Source organism: Luteimonas sp. MC1572, assembly GCF_016615815.1.
Taxonomy (GTDB): domain Bacteria; phylum Pseudomonadota; class Gammaproteobacteria; order Xanthomonadales; family Xanthomonadaceae; genus Luteimonas.
In genome coordinates this window covers 2,188,526-2,211,104 of the sequence record NZ_CP067112.1, presented here as the reverse complement: position 1 = coordinate 2,211,104, position 22,579 = coordinate 2,188,526, and the positions used below count along the sequence as shown (strand labels likewise).

26 protein-coding genes are annotated in these 22,579 nt (G+C 65.3%); all 26 read left to right on the top strand.

Annotation, left to right across the window (positions count from 1 at the left end; translation table 11 throughout):
* Positions 1 to 21 precede the first annotated feature (21 nt).
* The 26 genes from rpoB to rpmD all read left to right on the top strand — a co-directional run bounded on the left by rpoB (position 22) and on the right by rpmD (position 22,575).
* Entirely contained in the window at positions 22 to 4,176 is a 4,155-nt protein-coding gene (rpoB, locus tag JGR64_RS10140; RefSeq protein ID WP_199373194.1) for a DNA-directed RNA polymerase subunit beta, read from the top strand.
* An 88-nt stretch (positions 4,177 to 4,264) separates the two neighbouring features.
* Positions 4,265 to 8,515 carry a DNA-directed RNA polymerase subunit beta' gene (gene rpoC, locus JGR64_RS10135; RefSeq protein WP_199373193.1) on the top strand — a complete coding sequence of 1,417 codons (4,251 nt, stop codon included), beginning with the start codon at positions 4,265 to 4,267 and terminating at the stop codon, positions 8,513 to 8,515.
* A gap of 340 nt (positions 8,516 to 8,855) precedes the next feature.
* The gene (gene rpsL, locus JGR64_RS10130) at positions 8,856 to 9,230 is read left to right on the top strand and encodes a 30S ribosomal protein S12 (protein ID WP_182825358.1); all 375 of its coding nucleotides are present in this window, start codon (positions 8,856 to 8,858) and stop codon (positions 9,228 to 9,230) included.
* Positions 9,231 to 9,284: 54 nt separating this feature from the next.
* The gene (gene rpsG / locus JGR64_RS10125) at positions 9,285 to 9,752 is read left to right on the top strand and encodes a 30S ribosomal protein S7 (protein ID WP_182825360.1); all 468 of its coding nucleotides are present in this window, start codon (positions 9,285 to 9,287) and stop codon (positions 9,750 to 9,752) included.
* A 144-nt stretch (positions 9,753 to 9,896) separates the two neighbouring features.
* On the top strand, positions 9,897 to 11,987 hold the full coding sequence (gene fusA, locus JGR64_RS10120) for an elongation factor G (RefSeq protein WP_199373192.1): 2,091 nt from the start codon (positions 9,897 to 9,899) through the stop codon (positions 11,985 to 11,987).
* Between the two features lie 51 nt (positions 11,988 to 12,038).
* Positions 12,039 to 13,229, top strand: a complete 1,191-nt coding sequence (gene tuf / locus JGR64_RS10115; RefSeq protein ID WP_182825364.1) for an elongation factor Tu — start codon at positions 12,039 to 12,041, stop codon at positions 13,227 to 13,229.
* Between the two features lie 504 nt (positions 13,230 to 13,733).
* Complete coding sequence (rpsJ, locus tag JGR64_RS10110) at positions 13,734 to 14,045, top strand: 30S ribosomal protein S10 (RefSeq protein WP_024891232.1); 312 nt, start codon at positions 13,734 to 13,736, stop codon at positions 14,043 to 14,045.
* A 10-nt stretch (positions 14,046 to 14,055) separates the two neighbouring features.
* Positions 14,056 to 14,709: a 50S ribosomal protein L3 gene (rplC, locus tag JGR64_RS10105; protein WP_182825366.1), complete on the top strand. Its 654-nt coding sequence runs from the start codon at positions 14,056 to 14,058 to the stop codon at positions 14,707 to 14,709.
* Positions 14,710 to 14,721: 12 nt separating this feature from the next.
* On the top strand, positions 14,722 to 15,327 hold the full coding sequence (gene rplD, locus JGR64_RS10100; protein WP_182825368.1) for a 50S ribosomal protein L4: 606 nt from the start codon (positions 14,722 to 14,724) through the stop codon (positions 15,325 to 15,327).
* Positions 15,324 to 15,623 (top strand): 50S ribosomal protein L23, encoded by a 300-nt coding sequence (rplW, locus tag JGR64_RS10095; protein ID WP_199373191.1) that lies wholly within the window; start codon positions 15,324 to 15,326, stop codon positions 15,621 to 15,623. The genes rplD and rplW overlap by 4 nt, the downstream gene beginning before the upstream one ends.
* A gap of 10 nt (positions 15,624 to 15,633) precedes the next feature.
* Complete coding sequence (gene rplB, locus JGR64_RS10090) at positions 15,634 to 16,461, top strand: 50S ribosomal protein L2 (RefSeq protein ID WP_199373190.1); 828 nt, start codon at positions 15,634 to 15,636, stop codon at positions 16,459 to 16,461.
* A gap of 6 nt (positions 16,462 to 16,467) precedes the next feature.
* Positions 16,468 to 16,734, top strand: a complete 267-nt coding sequence (gene rpsS, locus JGR64_RS10085; RefSeq protein WP_182825374.1) for a 30S ribosomal protein S19 — start codon at positions 16,468 to 16,470, stop codon at positions 16,732 to 16,734.
* Positions 16,735 to 16,744: 10 nt separating this feature from the next.
* Positions 16,745 to 17,080 (top strand): 50S ribosomal protein L22, encoded by a 336-nt coding sequence (rplV, locus tag JGR64_RS10080; RefSeq protein ID WP_182825376.1) that lies wholly within the window; start codon positions 16,745 to 16,747, stop codon positions 17,078 to 17,080.
* 3 nt (positions 17,081 to 17,083) lie between these two features.
* Positions 17,084 to 17,824, top strand: coding sequence for a 30S ribosomal protein S3 (rpsC, locus tag JGR64_RS10075; RefSeq protein WP_199373189.1), 741 nt, complete (start codon positions 17,084 to 17,086; stop codon positions 17,822 to 17,824).
* 6 nt (positions 17,825 to 17,830) lie between these two features.
* Positions 17,831 to 18,244 carry a 50S ribosomal protein L16 gene (gene rplP / locus JGR64_RS10070; RefSeq protein WP_182825380.1) on the top strand — a complete coding sequence of 138 codons (414 nt, stop codon included), beginning with the start codon at positions 17,831 to 17,833 and terminating at the stop codon, positions 18,242 to 18,244.
* Positions 18,244 to 18,429, top strand: coding sequence for a 50S ribosomal protein L29 (gene rpmC, locus JGR64_RS10065; protein ID WP_182825382.1), 186 nt, complete (start codon positions 18,244 to 18,246; stop codon positions 18,427 to 18,429). The genes rplP and rpmC overlap by 1 nt, the downstream gene beginning before the upstream one ends.
* Before the next feature lie 13 nt (positions 18,430 to 18,442).
* Positions 18,443 to 18,709, top strand: coding sequence for a 30S ribosomal protein S17 (gene rpsQ / locus JGR64_RS10060; RefSeq protein ID WP_182825384.1), 267 nt, complete (start codon positions 18,443 to 18,445; stop codon positions 18,707 to 18,709).
* Positions 18,710 to 18,721: 12 nt separating this feature from the next.
* A complete protein-coding gene (rplN, locus tag JGR64_RS10055) occupies positions 18,722 to 19,090 on the top strand; it encodes a 50S ribosomal protein L14 (RefSeq protein WP_182825386.1) in 369 nt (122 codons plus the stop codon).
* 22 nt (positions 19,091 to 19,112) lie between these two features.
* On the top strand, positions 19,113 to 19,427 hold the full coding sequence (gene rplX, locus JGR64_RS10050) for a 50S ribosomal protein L24 (protein WP_199373188.1): 315 nt from the start codon (positions 19,113 to 19,115) through the stop codon (positions 19,425 to 19,427).
* 10 nt (positions 19,428 to 19,437) lie between these two features.
* The gene (gene rplE, locus JGR64_RS10045; RefSeq protein WP_182825390.1) at positions 19,438 to 19,980 is read left to right on the top strand and encodes a 50S ribosomal protein L5; all 543 of its coding nucleotides are present in this window, start codon (positions 19,438 to 19,440) and stop codon (positions 19,978 to 19,980) included.
* A gap of 16 nt (positions 19,981 to 19,996) precedes the next feature.
* On the top strand, positions 19,997 to 20,302 hold the full coding sequence (rpsN, locus tag JGR64_RS10040; protein WP_182825392.1) for a 30S ribosomal protein S14: 306 nt from the start codon (positions 19,997 to 19,999) through the stop codon (positions 20,300 to 20,302).
* A gap of 61 nt (positions 20,303 to 20,363) precedes the next feature.
* Complete coding sequence (gene rpsH, locus JGR64_RS10035) at positions 20,364 to 20,759, top strand: 30S ribosomal protein S8 (RefSeq protein WP_199373187.1); 396 nt, start codon at positions 20,364 to 20,366, stop codon at positions 20,757 to 20,759.
* Positions 20,760 to 20,772: 13 nt separating this feature from the next.
* Entirely contained in the window at positions 20,773 to 21,300 is a 528-nt protein-coding gene (gene rplF, locus JGR64_RS10030) for a 50S ribosomal protein L6 (RefSeq protein WP_199373186.1), read from the top strand.
* A 30-nt stretch (positions 21,301 to 21,330) separates the two neighbouring features.
* Positions 21,331 to 21,684: a 50S ribosomal protein L18 gene (gene rplR / locus JGR64_RS10025; RefSeq protein ID WP_182825398.1), complete on the top strand. Its 354-nt coding sequence runs from the start codon at positions 21,331 to 21,333 to the stop codon at positions 21,682 to 21,684.
* A 161-nt stretch (positions 21,685 to 21,845) separates the two neighbouring features.
* The gene (rpsE, locus tag JGR64_RS10020; protein ID WP_199373185.1) at positions 21,846 to 22,385 is read left to right on the top strand and encodes a 30S ribosomal protein S5; all 540 of its coding nucleotides are present in this window, start codon (positions 21,846 to 21,848) and stop codon (positions 22,383 to 22,385) included.
* The gene (gene rpmD, locus JGR64_RS10015; RefSeq protein ID WP_182825402.1) at positions 22,378 to 22,575 is read left to right on the top strand and encodes a 50S ribosomal protein L30; all 198 of its coding nucleotides are present in this window, start codon (positions 22,378 to 22,380) and stop codon (positions 22,573 to 22,575) included. The genes rpsE and rpmD overlap by 8 nt, the downstream gene beginning before the upstream one ends.
* Positions 22,576 to 22,579: the final 4 nt, after the last annotated feature.

The window sequence follows — 22,579 nt, the reverse complement described above, 5'->3', positions numbered from 1 at the left end:
GATGCCAAAGGCGGTAGCCCCATGACGACGTATTCGTTCACCGAGAAGAAGCGCATCCGCAAGGACTTCGGCAAGCGCCGTTCGATCCTCGAGGTCCCGTTCCTGCTCGCCATCCAGGTCGACTCGTACCGCGAGTTCCTGCAGGCCGACGTGGATCCGGCCCGCCGCGACGACCGCGGCCTCCATGCCGCGCTGAAGTCGGTGTTCCCGATCGTCAGCTACAACGGTTACGCAGCGCTGGAGTATGTCGGCTACAAGCTCGGCAGCCCGGTGTTCGACGAGCGCGAGTGCCGCAACCGCGGCCTCAGCTACGGCGCCCCGCTGCGCGTGACCGTGCGCCTGGTGATCTACGACCGCGAGTCGTCGAACAAGGCCATCAAGTACGTGAAGGAGCAGGAGGTCTACATGGGCGAGATCCCGCTCATGACCGACAACGGCACCTTCATCGTCAATGGCACCGAGCGCGTCATCGTCTCGCAGCTGCACCGCTCGCCGGGCGTGTTCTTCGACCACGACCGTGGCAAGACGCACAGCTCGGGCAAGCTGTTGTACAGCGCCCGCATCATCCCGTACCGCGGTTCGTGGCTCGACTTCGAGTTCGACCCGAAGGACGCGCTGTTCACCCGCATCGACCGCCGTCGCAAGCTGCCGGTGTCCGTGCTGCTGCGCGCGCTCGGCTACAACAACGAAGAAATGCTCAACGAGTTCTTCGAGATCAACACGTTCCACATCGATCCCGAAGAGGGCGTGCAGCTGGCGCTGGTCGCCGACCGCCTTCGCGGCGAAACGCTCGATTTCGACCTCGCCGACGGCGACCGCGTCATCGTCGAGGCGGGCAAGCGCATCACCGCGCGCCACGTCAAGCAGCTCACCGACTCGGGCATCGAAGCCCTGGCCGTGCCGGACAGCTACCTGGTCGGCCGCATCCTGTCGCATGACGTGATCGATGCCGCCACCGGCGAGCTGATCGCCAGCGCCAACGACGAGATCACCGACGAGATGCTGGAAGGCCTGCGCAAGGCCGGCGTCGAGGCGGTCGGCACCATCTGGGTCAACGACCTGGACCGTGGCCCGTACATGTCCAACACGCTGCGCATCGACGGTACCAAGACCCAGCTCGAAGCGCTGGTCGAGATCTACCGCATGATGCGTCCCGGCGAGCCGCCGACCAAGGACGCCGCGCAGAACCTGTTCCACAACCTGTTCTTCACCTTCGAGCGCTACGACCTGTCGTCGGTCGGCCGCATGAAGTTCAACCGCCGCATCGGCCGCAAGGAAACCACCGGCGCGCCGGTGCTGTACGACGCGCGCTACTTCGCCGAGCGCAAGGACGAGGACTCGGTCCGCCTGCGCGAGCAGTTCGGCGACATGTCCGACATCCTCGACGTGGTCAAGGTGCTCACCGAGATCCGCAACGGTCGCGGCACGGTCGATGACATCGACCACCTCGGCAACCGTCGCGTGCGTTCGGTCGGTGAAATGGCCGAGAACGTGTTCCGTGTCGGCCTGGTGCGCGTCGAGCGCGCCGTGCGCGAGCGCCTGACGATGGCCGAGAACGATGGCCTGACGCCGCAGGAACTGATCAACGCCAAGCCGGTCGCGGCAGCGGTGAAGGAGTTCTTCGGTTCGTCGCAGCTGTCGCAGTTCATGGACCAGAACAACCCGCTGTCCGAGGTCACCCACAAGCGCCGCGTGTCGGCACTTGGCCCGGGCGGCCTGACGCGCGAGCGTGCCGGTTTCGAGGTGCGCGACGTGCACCCGACGCACTACGGCCGCGTCTGCACGATCGAAACCCCTGAAGGCCCGAACATCGGCCTGATCAACTCGCTGGCCGTGTTCGCGCGCACCAACCACTACGGCTTCCTCGAGACTCCGTACCGCAAGGTCGTGGACGGCAAGGTCACCGACGACGTCGAGTACCTGTCGGCGATCGAGGAAAACGAGTACGTCATCGCGCAGGTGAGCGCACCGCAGGACGAGAACGGCGTGCTGACGGCGCAGTTCGTCGCCTGCCGCTTCCAGGGCGAGAACCTGCTCAAGCCGCCGAGCGAGATCCACTACATGGACGTCTCGCCGATGCAGACCGTGTCGGTCGCGGCGGCGCTGGTGCCGTTCCTGGAGCACGACGACGCGAACCGCGCGTTGATGGGCGCCAACATGCAGCGCCAGGCCGTGCCCACGCTGCGCAGCCAGAAGCCGCTGGTCGGCACCGGCATCGAGCGCGCCGTGGCGCGCGACTCGGGCGTGACGGTGAACGCGCGCCGTGGCGGCGTGATCGAGCAGATCGACGCCGGCCGCATCGTGGTCAAGGTCAACGAGGACGAGATTTCCGGCGAGACCGATGCCGGCGTCGACATCTACAACCTGATCAAGTACACGCGCTCCAACCAGAACACCTGCATCAACCAGACCCCACTGGTCAACGTCGGCGACGTGGTCGCCCGCGGCGACGTGCTGGCCGACGGCCCTTCGACCGACATCGGCGAGCTCGCGCTCGGCCAGAACATGCTGGTCGCGTTCATGCCGTGGAACGGCTACAACTTCGAGGACTCGATCCTGCTCTCCGAGCGCGTGGTCGAGGAGGATCGCTACACCACGATCCATATCGAAGAGCTCACCGCGGTCGCGCGTGACACCAAGCTCGGGCCGGAGGAGATCTCCGCCGACATCCCGAACGTCTCCGAGCAGGCGCTGAACCGCCTCGACGAGTCGGGCGTGGTGTACATCGGCGCCGAGGTGCGTGCCGGCGACATCCTGGTCGGCAAGGTCACGCCGAAGGGCGAGAGCCAGCTGACCCCGGAAGAGAAGCTGCTGCGCGCGATCTTCGGCGAGAAGGCGTCCGACGTTAAGGACAGCTCGCTGCGCGTGCCGCCGGGCATGGACGGCACCGTCATCGACGTGCAGGTCTTCACCCGCGACGGCATCGAGAAGGACAAGCGCGCGCGCCAGATCGAGGAAAACGAGATCAAGAGCGTCAAGAAGGACTTTGACGACCAGTTCCGCATCCTCGAGGGCGCGATCTACGCGCGCCTGCGCGACCAGCTGCTGGGCAAGGTCGCCAATGGCGGCCCCGGCGTGAAGAAGGGCGACACCGTCTCCTCGCTGGTGCTCGACGGCATCCGCAAGGCCGAGTGGCTGCAGCTGCGCATGAAGGACGACGACGCGGCCGACGCGATCGAGCGCGCGCAGAAGCAGCTCGAGGTCCACGAGAAGGAGTTCGAGCGCCGCTTCCAGGACAAGCGCGGCAAGATCACCCAGGGCGACGACCTCGCCCCGGGCGTGCTGAAGATGGTCAAGGTCTACCTGGCCGTGAAGCGCCGCATCCAGCCGGGCGACAAGATGGCCGGCCGCCACGGCAACAAGGGCGTGGTGTCGACCATCGTGCCGGTGCAGGACATGCCGTACATGGCCGATGGCCAGACCGTCGACATCGTGCTCAACCCGCTGGGCGTGCCGAGCCGAATGAACATCGGCCAGATCCTCGAAGTCCACCTCGGCTGGGCCGCGAAGGGCCTGGGCCAGAAGATCGACCGCATGCTGCAGGCGCAGGCCAAGATCACCGAGCTGCGCAAGTTCCTCGACCAGATCTACAACCACGACGACAAGCTGCACGGCCAGCGCGTCGACCTCAAGCAGTTCAGCGACGAGGAACTGCTGGCGTTGGCGCACAACCTGACCGACGGCGTGCCGATGGCCACCCCGGTGTTCGACGGTGCCGACGAGTCCGAGATCAAGGCGATGCTGACGCTGGCCGACCTGCCGACCAACGGCCAGGCGCAGCTGTTCGACGGCCGCACCGGCGACGCGTTCGAGCGCAAGGTCACCGTGGGCTACATGCACATGCTGAAGCTCAACCACCTGGTCGACGACAAGATGCACGCGCGTTCCACCGGTCCGTACTCGCTCGTCACCCAGCAGCCGCTGGGCGGCAAGGCGCAGTTCGGCGGCCAGCGCTTCGGCGAGATGGAGGTCTGGGCGCTGGAGGCCTACGGCGCGGCGTACACGCTGCAGGAGATGCTGACGGTCAAGTCGGACGACGTGCAGGGCCGCAACCAGATGTACAAGAACATCGTCGACGGCGAACACGAGATGGTCGCGGGCATGCCCGAGTCCTTCAACGTGCTGGTCAAGGAAATCCGCTCGCTCGCGATCAACATGGAGCTGGAAGAGAACTGAGGACGCAGCCGGGGCAGGGCGCGCATGACGCGCCCCGCACCCGCAAGCACCGCAGCCCCGTCCTCGATTCCCGATCCCGGAGAAACACATGAAAGACCTTCTGAACCTGTTCAACCAGCAGCGCCCGGCGCTCGACTTCGACGCGATCAAGATCGCGCTCGCCTCCCCCGACCTGATCCGATCGTGGTCGTTCGGCGAGGTCAAGAAGCCCGAGACCATCAACTACCGCACCTTCAAGCCGGAGCGTGACGGCCTGTTCTGCTCGGCCATCTTCGGCCCGATCAAGGACTACGAGTGCCTGTGCGGCAAGTACAAGCGCATGAAGCACCGCGGCGTGGTGTGCGAGAAGTGCGGCACGGAAGTGACGCTGGCCAAGGTGCGCCGCGAGCGCATGGGCCACATCGACCTGGCCAGCCCGACCGCGCACATCTGGTTCCTCAAGTCGCTGCCGTCGCGCATCGGCCTGATGCTGGACATGACGCTGCGTGACATCGAACGCATCCTCTACTTCGAGGCGTTCGTGGTCACCGAGCCGGGCCTGACTCCGATGGAGCGTGGCCAGCTGCTCAACGAAGAGCAGTACATGCAGATGCGCCAGGAGCACGGCGACGACTTCGACGCCGCCATGGGCGCCGAAGCCGTGTTCGACCTGCTGCGCACGATCGACCTGCAGGCGCAGATGGTGCAGCTGCGCGAAGACATCGCCGCCACCGGTTCCGAGACCAAGCTCAAGCGCCTCACCAAGCGCATCAAGCTGGTCGAGGCCTTCCTCGAGTCGGGCAACCGCCCCGAGTGGATGGTGATGACCGTGCTGCCGGTGCTGCCGCCGGACCTGCGTCCGCTGGTGCCGCTGGACGGTGGCCGCTTCGCGACCTCCGACCTCAACGACCTGTACCGCCGCGTCATCAACCGCAACAACCGCCTGCGTCGCCTGCTGGAGCTCAACGCGCCCGACATCATCGTGCGCAACGAGAAGCGCATGCTGCAGGAATCGGTTGACGCGCTGATGGACAACGGCCGTCGCGGCCGCGCCATCACCGGCACCAACAAGCGCCCGCTCAAGTCGCTCGCCGACATGATCAAGGGCAAGCAGGGTCGCTTCCGCCAGAACCTGCTCGGCAAGCGCGTCGACTACTCGGGCCGTTCGGTCATCGTGGTCGGCCCGTACCTGAAGCTGCACCAGTGCGGCCTGCCGAAGAAGATGGCGCTCGAGCTGTTCAAGCCCTTCATCTTCGCCAAGCTGCAGCGCCGCGGCCTGGCCACCACCATCAAGGCCGCCAAGAAGCTCGTCGAGCGCGAAGAGGCCGAGGTGTGGGACATCCTCGAAGAGGTGATCCGCGAGCATCCGGTGCTGCTGAACCGCGCGCCGACGCTGCACCGCCTGGGCATCCAGGCGTTCGAGCCGGTGCTGATCGAGGGCAAGGCCATCCAGCTGCACCCGCTGGTCTGCACCGCGTTCAACGCCGACTTCGACGGTGACCAGATGGCCGTCCACGTGCCGCTCTCGCTGGAAGCCCAGCTGGAAGCGCGTGCGCTGATGATGTCGTCCAACAACATCCTGTCGCCGGCCAACGGCGAGCCGATCATCGTGCCGTCGCAGGACGTGGTGCTGGGCCTGTACTACATGACCCGCGCCCTGGAGAACACCCCGGGCGAGGGCATGGCGTTCGCCAACGTGTCCGAGGTCAAGCGCGCCTACGACGCCAAGGTCGCCGGCCTGCATGCCAAGGTGAAGGTGCGCATCACCGAAACCGTGATCGACGAAGAAGGTGGCCGCAAGACCGGCACCTCGATCGTGGAGACCACGGTGGGCCGCGCGTTGCTGGCGGAGATCCTGCCGGAGGGCCTGCCGTTCTCGCTGGCCAACACCGAGCTGAACAAGAAGAACATCAGCCGCCTGATCAACACCTGCTACCGCATGCTCGGCCTGAAGGACACGGTCGTGTTCGCCGACCGCCTGATGTACACCGGCTTCGCGTACGCCACGCGCGCCGGCGTCTCCATCGGCATCGACGACATGATCATCCCGCCGGAGAAGAAGGGCATCCTGGCCGAGGCCGAGGGCGAGGTGCTGGAAATCCAGCAGCAGTACCAGTCGGGCCTGGTCACCGCGGGCGAGCGCTACAACAAGGTCGTCGACATCTGGTCGCGCACGAACGAGCGCGTGGCCAAGGCGATGATGGAAGCCATCGGCACCGAGACCGTGACCAACGCCAAGGGCGAGCAGGTCCCGCAGAAGTCGATGAACTCCGTGTACATCATGGCCGACTCCGGCGCGCGTGGTTCGCAGGCGCAGATCCGCCAGCTGGCCGGCATGCGCGGCCTGATGGCCAAGCCCGACGGCTCGATCATCGAGACCCCGATCACCTCGAACTTCCGCGAGGGCCTGAACGTCCAGCAGTACTTCATCTCGACCCACGGCGCCCGCAAGGGCCTCGCGGATACCGCGCTGAAGACCGCGAACTCCGGCTACCTGACCCGTCGCCTGGTCGACGTGGCGCAGGACGTGGTGATCACCGAGACCGATTGCGGCACGCGCGATGGCCTGACCATGACCCCGATCGTGGAAGGCGGCGACGTGGTCGAACCGCTGAAGGATCGCGTGCTGGGCCGCGTGGTTGCCGAGGACGTGTTCCTGCCGGGCAATGACGACGAGCCGGTGGTGACCCGCAATACGCTGCTCGACGAAGCCTGGGTGCAGAAGCTCGAGGACGACGGCGTGCAGACCATCCAGGTCCGCTCCACCATCACCTGCGAGTCGTCCTTCGGCGTTTGCGCGCTGTGCTACGGCCGCGATCTCGGTCGCGGACACCAGGTGAACCATGGCGAGGCGGTCGGCGTGGTCGCCGCGCAGTCCATCGGCGAGCCCGGCACGCAGCTGACGATGCGTACGTTCCACATCGGCGGCGCGGCTTCGCGTGCGGCGGCGATCGACAACGTCACCGTCAAGACCACCGGCTCGGTGAAGTTCAACAACATCAAGTCGGTCCAGCACGGCAACGGCCACCTGGTGGCGGTGTCGCGCTCCGGCGAGCTGTCGATCCTCGACGCCCATGGCCGCGAGCGCGAGCGCTACAAGCTCCCGTACGGCGCGACCATCCACGTCAAGGACGCGCAGGCGGTCAAGGCCGGGCAGACGGTCGCCAACTGGGACCCGCATAACCACCCGATCGTGTCGGAAGTGAAGGGCGTGATGCGCTTCGTCGACTTCATCGACGGCGTGACGGTGATCGAGAAGACCGACGACCTGACCGGCCTCGCCTCGCGCGAGATCACCGATCCGAAGCGTCGCGGCTCGCAGGGCAAGGACCTGCGCCCGATCATCCGCATCGTCGACGAGAAGACCGGCAAGGACCTGAGCATCCCGAACACCGACCTGCCGGCGCAGTACATGCTGCCGCCGCGCTCGATCGTCAACATGCAGGACGGCGCGTCCGTCGGCGTGGGCGACGTGGTGGCGAAGATCCCGCAGGAAGCGTCGAAGACCCGCGACATCACCGGCGGCCTGCCGCGCGTTGCCGACCTGTTCGAAGCCCGCAAGCCCAAGGACCCGGCGATCCTCGCCGAGAAGTCGGGCGTGGTGAGCTTCGGCAAGGACACCAAGGGCAAGCAGCGCCTGATCATCAAGGGTGCCGACGGTGACGATCACGAGGAGCTGATCCCGAAGTACCGCCAGATCATCGTGTTCGAAGGCGAGCACGTCGAGAAGGGCGAGACCGTGGTGGACGGCGAGCCGAGCCCGCAGGACATCCTGCGCCTGAAGGGCGTCGAGGAACTTGCGTCGTACCTGACCAAGGAAATCCAGGACGTCTACCGCCTGCAGGGCGTGAAGATCAACGACAAGCACATCGAAGTGATCGTCCGCCAGATGCTGCGCAAGGTGGAGATCACCGACGCCGGTGACAGCCGTTTCCTCAATGGAGAGCAGGCCGAGCGCCAGCGCGTGATCGAGGACAACATCAAGCTGAATGCCAAGGGCGAGCTGCCGGTGCGTTACGACCCGGTGCTGCTGGGTATCACCAAGGCGTCGCTTGCGACCGAGTCGTTCATCTCCGCCGCGTCGTTCCAGGAGACCACCCGCGTGTTGACCGAGGCCGCTGTACGCGGCACCCGTGACAGCCTGCGTGGCCTGAAGGAGAACGTCATCGTCGGGCGCCTTATCCCGGCGGGCACCGGCTTGGCGTACCATACGCAGCGCCGCAAGAATGCCTCCGGCCTGACCGACTCCGAAATGGATGCGCTGTCCGGGGTCTCCGTGGCAGAAGTTGCCGCGGAACCTGCAGTGATGATCGAAGCCCCGGCCGCCGCGGAAGCGGCGGGCGAGGGCGACGAAGGCTGATACAAAGTTAGTGACGGCCCCACGGGGCCGTCCCAGATCCCGAAATGAGGTGCCATGGAGGCGCTTCGTGTTCGGCCCAGGATGGGCGGGAAAGAGATCGCGGCCATGGCTGCGCCCAGGTTGGGGCGCGCATGGCGGGTCGTATGCTGCGTTGACGCTGGTCGTCGGCGCACGCTATACTTTTCCGTCTGGCAGGCTGGATCATTCCGCCTGCCTTTGTTTTCGCGCACGGGACCTGGACCGTGCGGCCGGCACGGGCCTCGGTCCGCGCCACCAGAGCCGGGCCCAGGCCCGCCACACACACCGCGGGCCCCGTGCCCAGAGCAAAGACCCGAGACCGATGGCAACAATCAACCAGCTTGTGCGCAAGTCGCGCAGCCCGGAAACCTACAAGAGCAACTCGCCCGCCCTGGAGAACTGTCCCCAGCGTCGCGGCGTGTGCACGCGCGTCTACACCACCACCCCGAAGAAGCCGAACTCGGCCCTGCGCAAGGTTGCCAAGGTGCGCCTGACCAACGGTTACGAGGTGATCTCCTACATCGGTGGCGAAGGCCACAACCTGCAGGAGCACTCCGTGGTGCTGATCCGCGGCGGTCGCGTCAAGGACCTCCCGGGCGTGCGTTACCACACCGTGCGTGGCTCGCTCGACGCCGCCGGCGTCACCAAGCGCAAGCAGGCGCGTTCGAAGTACGGCGCGAAGCGTCCGAAGGCCTGAGCCTCCGGCTGTTGACGCACCGTCGAACCAGATACTGACAAAGGCACAAGAACAATGTCGCGTAAAGGAAACACCCCGCAGCGCTCGGTGCTGCCCGACCCGAAGCACGGGAGCGAGACCATCGCCCGCTTCATCAACATGGTCATGTACAGCGGCAAGAAGTCCGTCGCCGAAAAGATCGTCTACGGCGCCATGGACGTGATCGGTGAAAAGACTCCGAACCCGCTCGAAGTCGTCGAAAAGGCGCTCGGCAACATTTCGCCTTCGGTCGAAGTGAAGTCGCGTCGCGTCGGCGGTGCCACGTACCAGGTGCCGGTCGAAGTGCGCCAGTCGCGGCGCATGGCGCTGGCGATGCGCTGGCTGATCGACTCCGCGCGCAAGCGTGGCGAGAACACCATGCCGCGCAAGCTTGCGGCCGAACTGATCGACGCCTCCGAGAACCGCGGCGGCGCCATCAAGAAGCGCGAGGAAACCCATCGCATGGCGGAGGCGAACAAGGCGTTCGCACACTACCGCTGGTAATGGCACCCGGGCGGCGCGCACCTCGCGCCGCCGGCGACGGCCCCGCCGGCGCCAGTACATCGCAGTAGCCGGGTGCCGCCTTCTGGCGGCATTCGGCCATCCGGAAACTTCTCCGCTCAGCGGACAAAAAATAGAGAGACCGCCGTGGCTCGCACCACTCCCATCGAACGCTACCGCAACTTCGGCATCATGGCCCACATCGATGCCGGCAAGACCACCACGTCCGAGCGCATCCTGTTCTACACGGGTGTCAGCCACAAGCTGGGCGAAGTGCACGACGGCGCCGCCACCATGGACTGGATGGAGCAGGAGCAGGAGCGCGGCATCACGATCCAGTCTGCGGCCACCACCGCGTTCTGGTCCGGCATGGACAAGTCGCTGCCGCAGCACCGCTTCAACATCATCGATACCCCCGGGCACGTCGACTTCACGATCGAAGTCGAGCGCAGCCTGCGCGTGCTCGATGGTGCCGTGTTCGTGCTGTGCGCCGTTGGCGGCGTGCAGCCGCAGTCGGAAACCGTCTGGCGCCAGGCCAACAAGTACCACGTGCCGCGCATGGCGTTCGTCAACAAGATGGACCGCACCGGCGCCAACTTCGACAAGGTCGTCGAGCAGCTGAAGTCGCGCCTGGGCGCGAGCCCGGTGCCGATGCAGGTGCCGGTCGGTGCCGAGGACGGCTTCGAGGGCGTCATCGACCTGCTGAAGATGAAGGCGGTCCATTGGGATACCGCGTCGCAGGGCATGGTGTTCGAGTACAAGGAGATTCCCGCGCACCTGGCCGACAAGGCCGTCGAGGCGCGCGCGTTCATGGTGGAGTCGGCGGCCGAGGCCACCGAGGAGCTGATGGACAAGTACCTCGAGGGCGGCGAGCTCACCGAGGACGAGATCGTTGCCGGCCTGCGTCTGCGCACCCTGAACGTCGAGATCGTGCCGGTGTACTGCGGCACCGCGTTCAAGAACAAGGGCGTGCAGGCCATGCTTGACGGCGTGATCCAGTTGCTGCCGTCGCCCGTCGACCGGCCGCCGGTCCAGGGCATCGACGACCGCGACCAGCCGGACACCCGCGTTTCCGACGACAAGGCGCCGTTCTCGGCGCTGGCGTTCAAGATCATGACCGACCCGTTCGTCGGTTCGCTGACCTTCTTCCGCGTGTACTCGGGCGTGCTCAACGCCGGCGACCAGGTGTTCAACCCGGTCAAGAGCCGCAAGGAACGCATCGGCCGCCTGTTGCAGATGCACTCCAACGATCGACAGGAAATCAAGCAGGTGTGCGCGGGCGACATCGCCGCGGCCGTCGGCCTGAAGGACGTGACCACCGGCGACACGCTGTGCGCGCAGGACCACATCATCACGCTGGAACGCATGATCTTCCCGGAGCCCGTCATCTCGATGGCGGTCGAGCCGAAGACCAAGTCCGACCAGGAGAAGATGGGCCTCGCGCTTGGTCGCCTGGCGCAGGAGGATCCGTCGTTCCGCGTGCGTACCGACGAGGAATCCGGCCAGACGATCATCGCCGGCATGGGTGAGCTGCACCTGGACATCCTCGTGGACCGCATGAAGCGCGAGTTCAACGTCGAGGCCAACGTCGGCAAGCCGCAGGTTGCCTACCGCGAGACCATCCGCAAGACGGTCAAGTCGGAAGGCAAGTTCGTCCGCCAGTCGGGCGGCAAGGGCCAGTTCGGCCACGTGTGGCTGGAAATCTCGCCGCAGGAAGCCGGCGTGGGCTACGTGTTCGAGAACGCGATCGTCGGCGGCGTGGTGCCGAAGGAATACATCCCGGCCGTCGACAAGGGCATCCAGGAAGCAATGGCCAACGGCCTGCTTGCCGGCTACCCGATCGTCGACATCAAGGTGAAGCTGATCGACGGCTCGTACCACGAAGTCGACTCCTCGGAAATGGCGTTCAAGATCGCCGGCTCCATGGGCTTCAAGGAAGGTTTCCACAAGGCCGGTCCGGTCCTGCTGGAGCCGATCATGAAGGTCGAGATCGTGTCGCCGGAGGATTACATCGGTGACGTGATGGGCGACGTCAGCCGTCGTCGCGGCATCCTGCAGGGCCAGGACGACAGCCCGTCGGGCAAGATCGTCAACGCGATGATCCCGCTGGGCGAGATGTTCGGCTACGCGACCAGCCTGCGTTCGATGTCCCAGGGCCGCGCGACGTTCACGATGGAGTTCGACCATTACGCCGACGCGCCGACCAACATCGTCGACGAAGTCGTCAAGAAGAAGTAAGCGGCCGCGGCAACGCGGTCCCTTCCAACAACTTTCTGAGAGTGAAGAATCATGGCCAAGGGTAAGTTCGAGCGCACCAAGCCCCACGTGAACGTGGGCACGATCGGTCACGTCGACCACGGCAAGACGACGCTGACGGCGGCGCTGACGAAGATCGGTGCGGAACGCTTCGGCGGCGAATTCCACGCCTACGACGCGATCGACAAGGCGCCGGAAGAGAAGGCGCGCGGCATCACCATCTCGACCTCGCACGTCGAGTACGAATCGCCGAACCGCCATTACGCGCACGTCGATTGCCCGGGTCACGCCGACTACGTCAAGAACATGATCACCGGTGCCGCGCAGATGGACGGCGCGATCCTGGTTTGCTCGGCCGCCGACGGCCCGATGCCGCAGACGCGCGAGCACATCCTGCTGGCGCGCCAGGTGGGCGTGCCGTACATCGTGGTGTTCCTGAACAAGGCCGACATGGTCGACGACGCCGAGCTGATGGAGCTCGTCGAGATGGAAGTGCGCGAGCTGCTGTCGAAGTACGACTTCCCCGGCGATGACACCCCGATCATCCAGGGTTCGGCGCTGAAGGCGCTGGAAGGCGACCAGTCGGACATCGGCGTGCCGGCGATCGTGAAGCTGGTCGAGGCGCTGGACACCTGGATCCCGGAGCCCGAGCGCGACGTGGACAAGCCGTTCCTGATGCCGGTCGAGGACGTGTTCTCGATCTCGGGCCGCGGCACGGTGGTGACCGGTCGCATCGAGCGCGGCATCATCAAGGTGGGCGAGGAAATCGAGATCGTCGGCATCCGTCCGACCGTCAAGACGACCGTCACCGGCGTGGAGATGTTCCGCAAGCTGCTCGACCAGGGCCAGGCGGGCGACAACGCCGGCCTGCTGCTGCGCGGCACCAAGCGTGACGACGTGGAGCGCGGCCAGGTGCTGTGCAAGCCGGGTTCGATCAAGCCGCACACCGAGTTCGAAGCCGAGGTGTACGTGCTGTCGAAGGACGAGGGCGGCCGCCACACGCCGTTCTTCAAGGGCTACCGTCCGCAGTTCTACTTCCGCACCACCGACATCACCGGCGCCTGCGAGCTGCCGGAGGGCGTCGAGATGGTGATGCCGGGCGACAACGTGAAGATGGTGGTCACGCTGATCAACCCGGTGGCGATGGACGACGGCCTGCGCTTCGCGATCCGCGAAGGTGGCCGTACGGTCGGCGCCGGCGTGGTGGCCAAGATCATCAAGTAAGTATTCGTATCCCGGCGGCTTGCGCCGCCGTGATACGTGCCGGTGTTGATCCGGATCGCCGTAGGCGCTCCAGATAACACCGGCGGGGGCCATCGGCTTGCGCCGACGGCCTCCGGCGCCGGCGGGCTGTGGTTTCCCTGCGATTTGTTGGCCGCGGGTGTTGCGTGGCTGGTGGGTAGGTGTCTATAATGTTCGACTACTTCGGCAAGACCCTTCGGGGGCTCGCCGGAACCGCGAAATGAGGTGCAGGATGCGCCTCGTTTTCGCCAGACAGGGAACACGTCGCGCGGCAGTACCCCGGTTCGTCCCGAAGCTCTTCGGGACAAAGTGACCAGGGGAATCGTCGCGTCCGCATCTCCGTCTGGGCGGGCCGGGTAACTGGCCTGCCTTGTTGTTTTCAAGGACGGTCGCCGGGCGGGGTCTCCAGCCTTGGCATCCATTGATTTCACGGGGTTCCGCGCATCCAGCCGCGGGCCTGTCGCTCTTTAAAGAAGGAATTCCGTCATGGCGGACCAGAAAATCCGGATCCGGCTGAAAGCGTTCGATCATCGACTGATCGACCGTTCGGCCAGCGAGATCGTCGAAACGGCCAAGAGGACGGGCGCCCAGGTGCGCGGCCCGATTCCCCTGCCGACCAAGATCGAGCGTTACACCATCCTGACCTCGCCGCACGTCGACAAGGACGCGCGCGACCAGTATGAGACCCGCACGCACAAGCGCGTGCTCGACATCGTCGACCCCAACGACAAGACCGTGGACGCGCTGATGAAGCTCGAGCTCGCGGCTGGCGTCGACGTCCAGATCAAGCTGACCTGAGGACGCCACCATGACCGCGAAGCGATATTCGTTGGGCATTGTCGGTCGCAAGGCCGGCATGACCAGGGTGTTCACCGAGGATGGCCAGTCCATCCCGGTCACCCTGATCGAAGCCACCCCCAACCGCATCACCCAGATCAAGACCCAGGAGACCGACGGCTACAGCGCCGTGCAGGTCGCCGTCGGCACCAAGCGTGCCGTGCTGGTCAACAAGCCCGAGACGGGTCACCTGGCCAAGGCCAAGGTTGAAGCCGGCCGTGGCCTGTGGGAACTGCGCGTCGGCGACGACCAGATCGGCGGTTTCGAAGTGGGCGGCGAGATCCGCGCCGATATCTTCGAAGTTGGCCAGATCGTCGACGTCGAGGGCGTGACCAAGGGCAAGGGCTTCCAGGGCACGATCAAGCGCTGGAATTTCAAGATGGGCGACGCGACGCACGGCAACTCGCTGTCGCACCGTTCGCCGGGCTCGATCGGCCAGCGCCAGACGCCGGGCCGCGTGTTCCCGGGCAAGAAGATGTCCGGTCACATGGGTGCGGTGCGCCAGAGCACGCAGAACCTCGAAGTGGTCCGGGTCGACGCCGAGCGCGGCCTGATCGCAGTCAAGGGCGCGGTTCCGGGCGCCCCGGGTGGCGACGTGATCGTGCGTCCCACGAGCAAGGCATAAGGAGAGATGACGATGGAACTCTCCATCAACGGTAGCAGCGACAAGATGTCGGTTTCCGAAGGCGTGTTCGGCCGCGAGTTCAACATGGACCTGGTTCACCAGGTCGTGGTGGCTTACCGCAATGCCGGCCGCTCGGGTACCAAGGCGCAGAAGACCCGCTCGGAAGTCAGCGGCACGACCAAGAAGTCGAAGAAGCAGAAGGGTGGCGGCGCGCGTCATGGCGCCCTGACGGCCCCGATCTTCGTCGGCGGCGGCGTGACGTTCGCGGCCAAGCCGCGCAGCTTCGAGCAGAAGGTCAACCGCAAGATGTACCGCGCGGCGATGTCGACCATCCTGTCCGAGCTGGCCCGCCAGGGTCGCCTGCAGGTCGTCGAGTCCTTCGACGTCGCGGAGACCAACACCAGCGCGTTCGCCGAGAAGCTCAAGGGCCTCGATCTGGGCAAGCGCCCGCTGATCGTGACCGAGGACGCTTCGGACCACCTGTACCTGTCGGCGCGCAACCTGCCGTACGTGCAGATCCGTGACGTCCAGGGCCTGGATCCGGTTTCGCTGGTCGGCGCCGACAGCGTGCTGGTCACCGCCGACGCCATCAAGAAGATCGAGGAGTGGCTGGCATGAATGACGCCAAGCTCTATGCACTGATCCGTGCGCCGCGCGTGTCCGAGAAGACCGCACGCCTGCAGGAAGTGTCCAACCAGTACGCGTTCGAAGTGGCGACCGATGCCACCAAGGCCGACATCAAGATCGCGATCGAAAAGCTGTTCGCCGTCAAGGTCGAAGCCGTCAACGTGCTCAACGTGAAAGGCAAGCAGAAGGCCTTCCGCAACCGCAACGGTCGCCGCGGCGATTGGCGCAAGGCCTACGTGACGCTGGCCGACGGCCAGTCGATCGACGTCATGAACACCAAGGCCTGAGGAAGACCCCATGCCATTGATGAAATTCAAGCCCACCTCGCCCGGCCGCCGTTCAGCGGTCCGCGTGGTCACGCCGGAACTCCACAAGGGTGCGCCGCACGCCGCCCTCGTCGAGCCGCAGAGCAAGACCGGTGGTCGCAACCACCATGGCCGCATCACCACGCGGCACATGGGTGGCGGCCACAAGCAGCACTACCGCATCATCGACTTCAAGCGCGACAAGGAAGGCATTCCGGCGCGCGTCGAGCGCATCGAGTACGACCCGAACCGCACCGCTCACATCGCGCTGCTGTGCTACGTCGACGGTGAGCGCCGCTACATCATCGCGCCGAAGGGCCTCAAGGCCGGCGACCAGGTGATCGCGGGCAATGATGCGCCGATCAAGGCGGGCAACACGCTGCCGCTGCGTAACATCCCGGTCGGTTCCACCGTGCATTGCGTCGAGATGAAGCCGGGCAAGGGCGCGCAGATCGCCCGTGCCGCCGGCGCCGGCGTACAGCTCGTCGCCCGCGACGGCCTCTACGCCACCGTCCGCCTGCGTTCCGGCGAGATGCGTCGCGTGCCTGCCGAGTGCCGCGCCACCATCGGTGAAGTGGGCAACGTCGAGCACAACCTGCAGAAGCTGGGCAAGGCCGGTGCTTCGCGCTGGCGCGGCATCAAGCCGACCGTCCGTGGTGCCGCCATGAACCCCGTCGACCACCCGCACGGTGGTGGCGAGGCCAAGGCCGGCCAGGGCAACCCGCATCCGGTCACCCCGTGGGGCGTGCCGACCAAGGGTTACAAGACCCGCCACAACAAGCGGACGCAGCAGTTCATCGTGCGCGATCGCAGGAGCTAACCGACCATGGCACGTTCACTGAAGAAGGGTCCGTTCGTCGACCATCACCTGATCAAGAAGGTGGAGACCGCGGGCAACACCAAGCGCCCGATCAAGACCTGGTCGCGCCGCTCGATGATCCTGCCGGAGATGGTGGGTTTCACCATCGCCGTGCACAACGGTCGCAACCACGTTCCGGTGCTCGTCAACGAGAACATGGTGGGCCACAAGCTCGGCGAGTTCGCCCTGACCAGGACCTTCAAGGGTCATGGCGGCGACAAGAAGTCGCGCTAAGGAGATGACGATGGAAGCCAAGGCAATCCTGCGCAGTGCGCGCATCTCCCCGCAGAAGGCACGTCTGGTCGCCGACCAGATCCGCGGCCTCTCCGCGGCCCGTGCGCTCGACCTCCTGAAGTTCAGCGACAAGAAGGCCGCGCACATGATCTACAAGGTCGTGTACTCGGCCACGTCGAACGCCGAGAACAACCTGGGCGCCGATGTCGACGAGCTCAAGGTCAGTGCGATCACGGTCGACGAGGGTCCCACCCTGAAGCGGTTCATGGCGCGAGCCAAGGGTCGCGGCAGCCGCATCCTCAAGCGCACCAGCCACATCACCGTCGTCGTCGGCGAGGGGAAGTAACTCATGGGTCATAAAGTTCACCCGACCGGCATCCGCCTTGGCATCGCCAAGGACTGGAATTCCAAGTGGTATGCCGGCAAGAAGGAATTCGCCGATTACCTGGTCGCCGACATCAAGGTCCGCGAGATGCTTCGCAAGAAGCTCGCCGCGGCCGGCATCAGCAAGATCCTGATCGAGCGTCCGTCGAAGTCTGCCCGCGTCACGATCCACACCGCCCGTCCGGGCGTGGTGATCGGCAAGCGCGGCGAAGACATCGAGAAGCTGCGCAAGGAAGTCTCCGCGCTGATGGGCGTCCCGGCGCACATCAACGTGACCGAGGTCCGCAAGCCGGAGCTCGACGCGCAGCTGGTCGCCGAGTCGATCGCGCAGCAGCTGGAGCGCCGCATCATGTTCCGTCGCGCGATGAAGCGCGCCGTCGGCAACGCGATGCGCCTTGGCTCGCTGGGCATCAAGGTCAACGTGGCCGGCCGCCTCAACGGCGCCGAGATCGCGCGTTCGGAGTGGTACCGCGAGGGTCGCGTGCCGCTGCACACGCTGCGCGCCGACGTCGACTACGGCTTTGCCGAGGCCAAGACGACCTACGGGATCATCGGTATCAAGACCTGGATCTACAAGGGCGAGATCTTCGACTTCGCCCAGGTCGGCCAGGAAAAGCAGGACGACTCGCCGCGCGGCGAGCGTGGTGATCGCGGTGACCGCGAGCGCCCGCGTGGCCCGCGTCGCGACCGCGAGGCGAGGGAGTAATCAACCATGCTGCAACCCAAGCGAACCAAATACCGCAAGATGCACAAGGGCCGCAACGACGGCCTGGCCTGGAACGGCAATGCCGTCAGCTTCGGCGAGTATGGCCTCAAGGCCACGCAGACCGGCCAGCTGACCGCGCGCCAGATCGAGTCCGCGCGTCGTGCCATCAGCCGCTACGTGAAGCGCGGCGGCAAGATGTGGATCCGCGTGTTCCCGGACAAGCCGATCACCAAGAAGCCCATCGAAGTCCGCATGGGCTCGGGCAAGGGTGCGGTCGAGTTCTGGGTCGCCCAGATCCAGCCGGGCCGCATGATCTATGAGATCGAGGGCGTCGACGAGGTGACCGCACGCGAGGCGTTCCGCCTGGCGGCCGCCAAGCTCTCGGTCACCACCACTTTCGTGACGCGGACGGTGCGCTGATGGAAATCAAGGAACTCCGCCAGAAGTCGACGGACGAGCTGAAGGCACACTTGCTTGAGCTGCAGAAGGAGTCGTTCTCGCTCCGCATGCAGAAGGCAACCGGCCAGCTCGCCAAGACCCACGACGCCCGCCGGGTTCGCCGCGAGATTGCTCGCGTCAACACCCTCCTCGGCGCCAAGCAGTAAGGACCGGGCAGACATGACCGAAAACACTGAAAAGAAGCTGCGCACGGTCGAAGGCCGCGTTGTCAGCAACAAGATGGACAAGACCGTGACGGTGCTCGTCGAGCGCCAGGTGAAGCACGCGTTGTATGGCAAGTACATCCGCCGTTCGACGAAGCTCCACGCCCACGACGCCGAGAATTCCTGCAACGAGGGCGATACCGTCCGCGTGGTGGAAATCGCGCCGATGTCCAAGACCAAGAACTGGCGCGTCGTCGAAATCGTCACGCGCGCGGCCGACTAAGGAGGCTCTCCAATGATCCAGATGCAGAGCCACCTCGACGTGGCGGACAATTCGGGTGCCAAGGAAGTGATGTGCATCAAGGTGCTGGGCGGCTCGAAGCGCCGCTATGCAGGCATCGGCGACATCATCAAGGTGTCCATCAAGGACGCCATCCCGCGCGGCAAGGTCAAGAAGGGCGAAGTCTACGACGCGGTCGTCGTGCGCACCCGCAAGGGCGTCCGCCGCCCCGACGGTTCGCTGATCCGCTTCGACGGCAATGCCGCCGTGCTGCTCAACAACAAGCAGGAGCCGATCGGCACCCGCATCTTCGGGCCCGTGACCCGTGAGCTTCGTACCGAGAAGTTCATGAAGATCGTCTCGCTCGCGCCCGAAGTGCTCTGAGCCGGACGGAGAGGAAACCGACATGAATCGCATCAAGAAGGGTGATCGCGTGATGGTCACCGCCGGCAAGGACAAGGGCAAGCAGGGTGAGGTCGTTCGCGTGCTCGGCGACAAGGTCGTCGTCGCGAACATCAACATCATCAAGCGCCACACCAAGCCGAACCCGCAGGCCAACCAGCCTGGCGGCGTGATCGAGCGCGAAGCGCCGATCCACGCGTCGAACGTGATGGTGTTCAACCCTGCCACCGGCAAGGGCGAGCGCATTGGTACCAAGGTCCTCGAGGATGGACGGCGCATCCGCGTCTTCCGCTCGAGCGGTGAGGCGATTGACGCCTGAGGAATGTGAAATGAACACCCGTCTCGAAAAGTTCTACAAGGAAGAAGTGGTGCCGAAGCTGACAAAGCAGTTCGGCTACACCAATCCCATGCAGGTTCCGCGCCTGAGCAAGATCACGCTCAACATGGGCGTGGGCGAAGCCGCCGCGAACAAGAAGGTCCTGGAGAACGCGACCGCCGACATGGCCAAGCTCTCCGGCCAGAAGCCGATCGTGACCAAGTCCCGCGTGTCGGTGGCTTCGTTCAAGATCCGCGACGGCTGGCCGATCGGCTGCAAGGTGACCCTGCGCCGCGCCAAGATGTTCGAGTTCCTCGATCGCCTGGTGAACGTGTCGCTGCCGCGCGTCCGCGACTTCCGCGGCGTGTCCGCGCGGTCGTTCGATGGCCGTGGCAACTACAACATGGGCATCAAGGAACAGATCATCTTCCCGGAAATCGACTTCGACCAGGTCGATGCGATCCGCGGCATGGATATCGCGATCACCACGACCGCCAAGACCAACGAGGAAGCCAAGGCACTGCTCGAAGCCTTCCGTTTCCCGTTCCGCACCTGATCGGACAAAGAAGACCATGGCCAAGACCTCAATGATCAACCGCGAGACGAAGCGCACCAAGCTGGCGAAGAAGTTCGCCGCGAAGCGCGAGGCGTTGAAGAAGGTTGTCAGCAGCCAGGACGCCAGCTTCGAAGAGAAGATGGACGCCGCCACCAGGCTGCAGAAGCTTCCGCGTGACTCCTCCACCTCGCGCCAGACCACGCGTTGCGCGTTGACCGGTCGTCCGCGCGCCGTGTACAGCAAGTTCGGCCTCGGCCGCAACAAGCTGCGCGAGGCCACGATGCGCGGCGACGTTCCCGGCCTGCGCAAGGCAAGCTGGTAAGCAATTTCCACTTACGAATTCGCATTCCTGCGGATATCGGTGCACTCAGAAGGTAACAACGATGAGCATGACTGATCCCATCGCCGATATGCTGACCCGCATGCGTAATGCGGCGGCCGTCGGCAAGCCGGTGGTGAAGATGCCGTCCTCCAAGACCAAGGTGGCAATCGCCAAGGTCCTGAAGGACGAGGGTTACATCGCCGGTTCGCGCGTGACCGAGATCGGTGCCAAGGCCGAACTCGAAATCGAGCTCAAGTATTACGAGGGTCGTCCCGTGATCGAGCGCATGCAGCGCTTCTCGCGTTCCGGCCTGCGCCAGTACCGCGGCAAGGACGCGATCCCGAAGGTCCTCAACGGCCTCGGCATCGCCATCATTTCCACCTCGAAGGGCATCATGACCGATGCGCAGGCGCGCCAGTTGGGCGTCGGCGGCGAGGTTCTGTGCTTCGTGGCTTAAGGGAGTAACCGCAATGTCCCGAGTCGCCAAGAAGCCGATCGCCCTCCCGAAGGGCGTCGAGCTGAACATCCAGGCCGACAGTGTCAGCGTCAAGGGCCCGAAGGGCACCCTGTCGATGGCCAAGCCGTCCGACGTGGACGTCACGATCGAAGACGGCCATGCCGTGCTTTCGTCGCAGGATCCCGACCAGGTGGCCATGACCGGCACCATGCGCGCGATCATCGCGAACATGGTCCACGGCGTGTCCGAAGGCTTCGTGCGCAAGCTCGAGCTGGTCGGCGTCGGCTACCGTGCCGCCATGCAGGGCCCGGACCTGAACCTGTCGCTGGGCTTTTCGCACCCGGTGCTGTTCAAGGCCCCGGCCGGCATCAGCATCGCCACGCCGACGCAGACGGAAATCGTCGTGACCGGCGCCGACAAGCAGCAGGTCGGCGAGGTTGCAGCGAAGATCCGCGGGTTCCGCCCGCCGGAGCCGTACAAGGGCAAGGGCGTCAAGTACGCCGGCGAGAACATCATCCGCAAGGAAGCCAAGAAGGCCTAAGCGGGCCTTCAGCTTTCGGAGAACGACAACATGCTCAAGAAAATTGCCCGCCTGCGCCGCGCCAAGTCGACGCGTTCGCACATCCGCGTGCTCGGCGTGCCGCGCCTGTCGGTGCTGCGCACCGGCCAGCACCTGTACGCCCAGCTGTTCACCGCCGATGGCTCCAAGGTCCTGGCCTCGGCCAGCACCACCCAGTCCGATGTCCGCGAGGGCCTGAAGGGCGCGAAGAACATCGAGGCCGCCGCCAAGGTCGGTCGCGTGATCGCCGAGCGTGCCAAGGCCGCCGGTATCGAGAAAGTCGCGTTCGATCGCTCCGGTTACAGGTATCATGGGCGGATCAAGGCCCTGGCCGACGCCGCGCGCGAAGGTGGCTTGCAGTTCTGATTGAAAGGGTGGGGCTCCGTCCCCACCATTGCCCCCTGCCGATGCGGGCTGCATCGGACGCCCTCCGCCTTTTGCGCGGTCCGGCGGTCCACCGATCCGACCAACAACTCCAAGCGGCATGAAGCCGTACATCCCTTTCGTACAACAGAGGCAATACAGAGATGGCAGAGGAACGTGCTCCGCGCGGTCGTGACCGCGACCGCAACAGGGAAGAAGTCGACGACGGCATGATCGAGAAGCTGATCGCGGTGAACCGCGTCAGCAAGACCGTCAAGGGTGGCCGCCAGTTCACCTTCACCGCGCTGACCGTGGTCGGCGACGGCGCCGGCAAGGTCGGCTTCGGCTACGGCAAGGCCCGCGAGGTCCCGGTCGCGATCCAGAAGTCGATGGAATATGCGCGTCGCAGCATGTCCACGGTCGATCTCAACGGCGGTACGTTGTGGCACACGGTCAAGGCCGGCCACGGCGCGGCGCGCGTGTTCATGATGCCGGCGTCCGAGGGTACCGGCGTCATCGCCGGTGGCGCGATGCGCGCCGTCCTCGAAGCCGTCGGCGTGAAGGACGTGCTGGCCAAGGCCGTCGGTTCGCGCAATCCCATCAACCTGGTTCGCGCGACCGTCCGCGGTCTCGAGAGCATGCACTCGCCGGCGAACATTGCCGCCAAGCGCGGCAAGAAGGTCGAGGAGATCGTCAATGGTTAAGAAGGAAGCGACCGGCGGCACGCTCAAGGTGCGCCTGGTCAAGGGCCTTCGCGGCTCGCAGGGCATCCATCGCCTGTCGGTGCAGGCCCTGGGCCTGCGCAAGATCAACGACGTCCGTGAACTCAAGGACAGCCCGCAGGTCCGTGGACTGATCAACAAGGTCCATTACCTTGTCCGGGTCGAGGAATAATCCA

What these genes read in the sequence shown, in the direction of transcription:
- rpsN (WP_182825392.1), top strand. Translation starts at nt 19,997, where the DNA reads ATGGCCAAGACCTCAATGATCAACCGCGAGACGAAGCGCACCAAGCTG.
- rpsL (WP_182825358.1), top strand. Translation starts at nt 8,856, where the DNA reads ATGGCAACAATCAACCAGCTTGTGCGCAAGTCGCGCAGCCCGGAAACC.
- tuf (WP_182825364.1), top strand. Translation starts at nt 12,039, where the DNA reads ATGGCCAAGGGTAAGTTCGAGCGCACCAAGCCCCACGTGAACGTGGGC.
- rpsC (WP_199373189.1), top strand. Translation starts at nt 17,084, where the DNA reads ATGGGTCATAAAGTTCACCCGACCGGCATCCGCCTTGGCATCGCCAAG.
- rpmD (WP_182825402.1), top strand. Translation starts at nt 22,378, where the DNA reads ATGGTTAAGAAGGAAGCGACCGGCGGCACGCTCAAGGTGCGCCTGGTC.
- rpmC (WP_182825382.1), top strand. Translation starts at nt 18,244, where the DNA reads ATGGAAATCAAGGAACTCCGCCAGAAGTCGACGGACGAGCTGAAGGCA.
- rplP (WP_182825380.1), top strand. Translation starts at nt 17,831, where the DNA reads ATGCTGCAACCCAAGCGAACCAAATACCGCAAGATGCACAAGGGCCGC.
- rpsH (WP_199373187.1), top strand. Translation starts at nt 20,364, where the DNA reads ATGAGCATGACTGATCCCATCGCCGATATGCTGACCCGCATGCGTAAT.
- rpoB (WP_199373194.1), top strand. Translation starts at nt 22, where the DNA reads ATGACGACGTATTCGTTCACCGAGAAGAAGCGCATCCGCAAGGACTTC.
- rplN (WP_182825386.1), top strand. Translation starts at nt 18,722, where the DNA reads ATGATCCAGATGCAGAGCCACCTCGACGTGGCGGACAATTCGGGTGCC.
- rpsE (WP_199373185.1), top strand. Translation starts at nt 21,846, where the DNA reads ATGGCAGAGGAACGTGCTCCGCGCGGTCGTGACCGCGACCGCAACAGG.
- rplF (WP_199373186.1), top strand. Translation starts at nt 20,773, where the DNA reads ATGTCCCGAGTCGCCAAGAAGCCGATCGCCCTCCCGAAGGGCGTCGAG.
- rplE (WP_182825390.1), top strand. Translation starts at nt 19,438, where the DNA reads ATGAACACCCGTCTCGAAAAGTTCTACAAGGAAGAAGTGGTGCCGAAG.
- rpsG (WP_182825360.1), top strand. Translation starts at nt 9,285, where the DNA reads ATGTCGCGTAAAGGAAACACCCCGCAGCGCTCGGTGCTGCCCGACCCG.
- rpsS (WP_182825374.1), top strand. Translation starts at nt 16,468, where the DNA reads ATGGCACGTTCACTGAAGAAGGGTCCGTTCGTCGACCATCACCTGATC.
- rplX (WP_199373188.1), top strand. Translation starts at nt 19,113, where the DNA reads ATGAATCGCATCAAGAAGGGTGATCGCGTGATGGTCACCGCCGGCAAG.
- rpsJ (WP_024891232.1), top strand. Translation starts at nt 13,734, where the DNA reads ATGGCGGACCAGAAAATCCGGATCCGGCTGAAAGCGTTCGATCATCGA.
- rplC (WP_182825366.1), top strand. Translation starts at nt 14,056, where the DNA reads ATGACCGCGAAGCGATATTCGTTGGGCATTGTCGGTCGCAAGGCCGGC.
- rplR (WP_182825398.1), top strand. Translation starts at nt 21,331, where the DNA reads ATGCTCAAGAAAATTGCCCGCCTGCGCCGCGCCAAGTCGACGCGTTCG.
- rpoC (WP_199373193.1), top strand. Translation starts at nt 4,265, where the DNA reads ATGAAAGACCTTCTGAACCTGTTCAACCAGCAGCGCCCGGCGCTCGAC.
- rpsQ (WP_182825384.1), top strand. Translation starts at nt 18,443, where the DNA reads ATGACCGAAAACACTGAAAAGAAGCTGCGCACGGTCGAAGGCCGCGTT.
- rplB (WP_199373190.1), top strand. Translation starts at nt 15,634, where the DNA reads ATGCCATTGATGAAATTCAAGCCCACCTCGCCCGGCCGCCGTTCAGCG.
- rplW (WP_199373191.1), top strand. Translation starts at nt 15,324, where the DNA reads ATGAATGACGCCAAGCTCTATGCACTGATCCGTGCGCCGCGCGTGTCC.
- rplV (WP_182825376.1), top strand. Translation starts at nt 16,745, where the DNA reads ATGGAAGCCAAGGCAATCCTGCGCAGTGCGCGCATCTCCCCGCAGAAG.
- rplD (WP_182825368.1), top strand. Translation starts at nt 14,722, where the DNA reads ATGGAACTCTCCATCAACGGTAGCAGCGACAAGATGTCGGTTTCCGAA.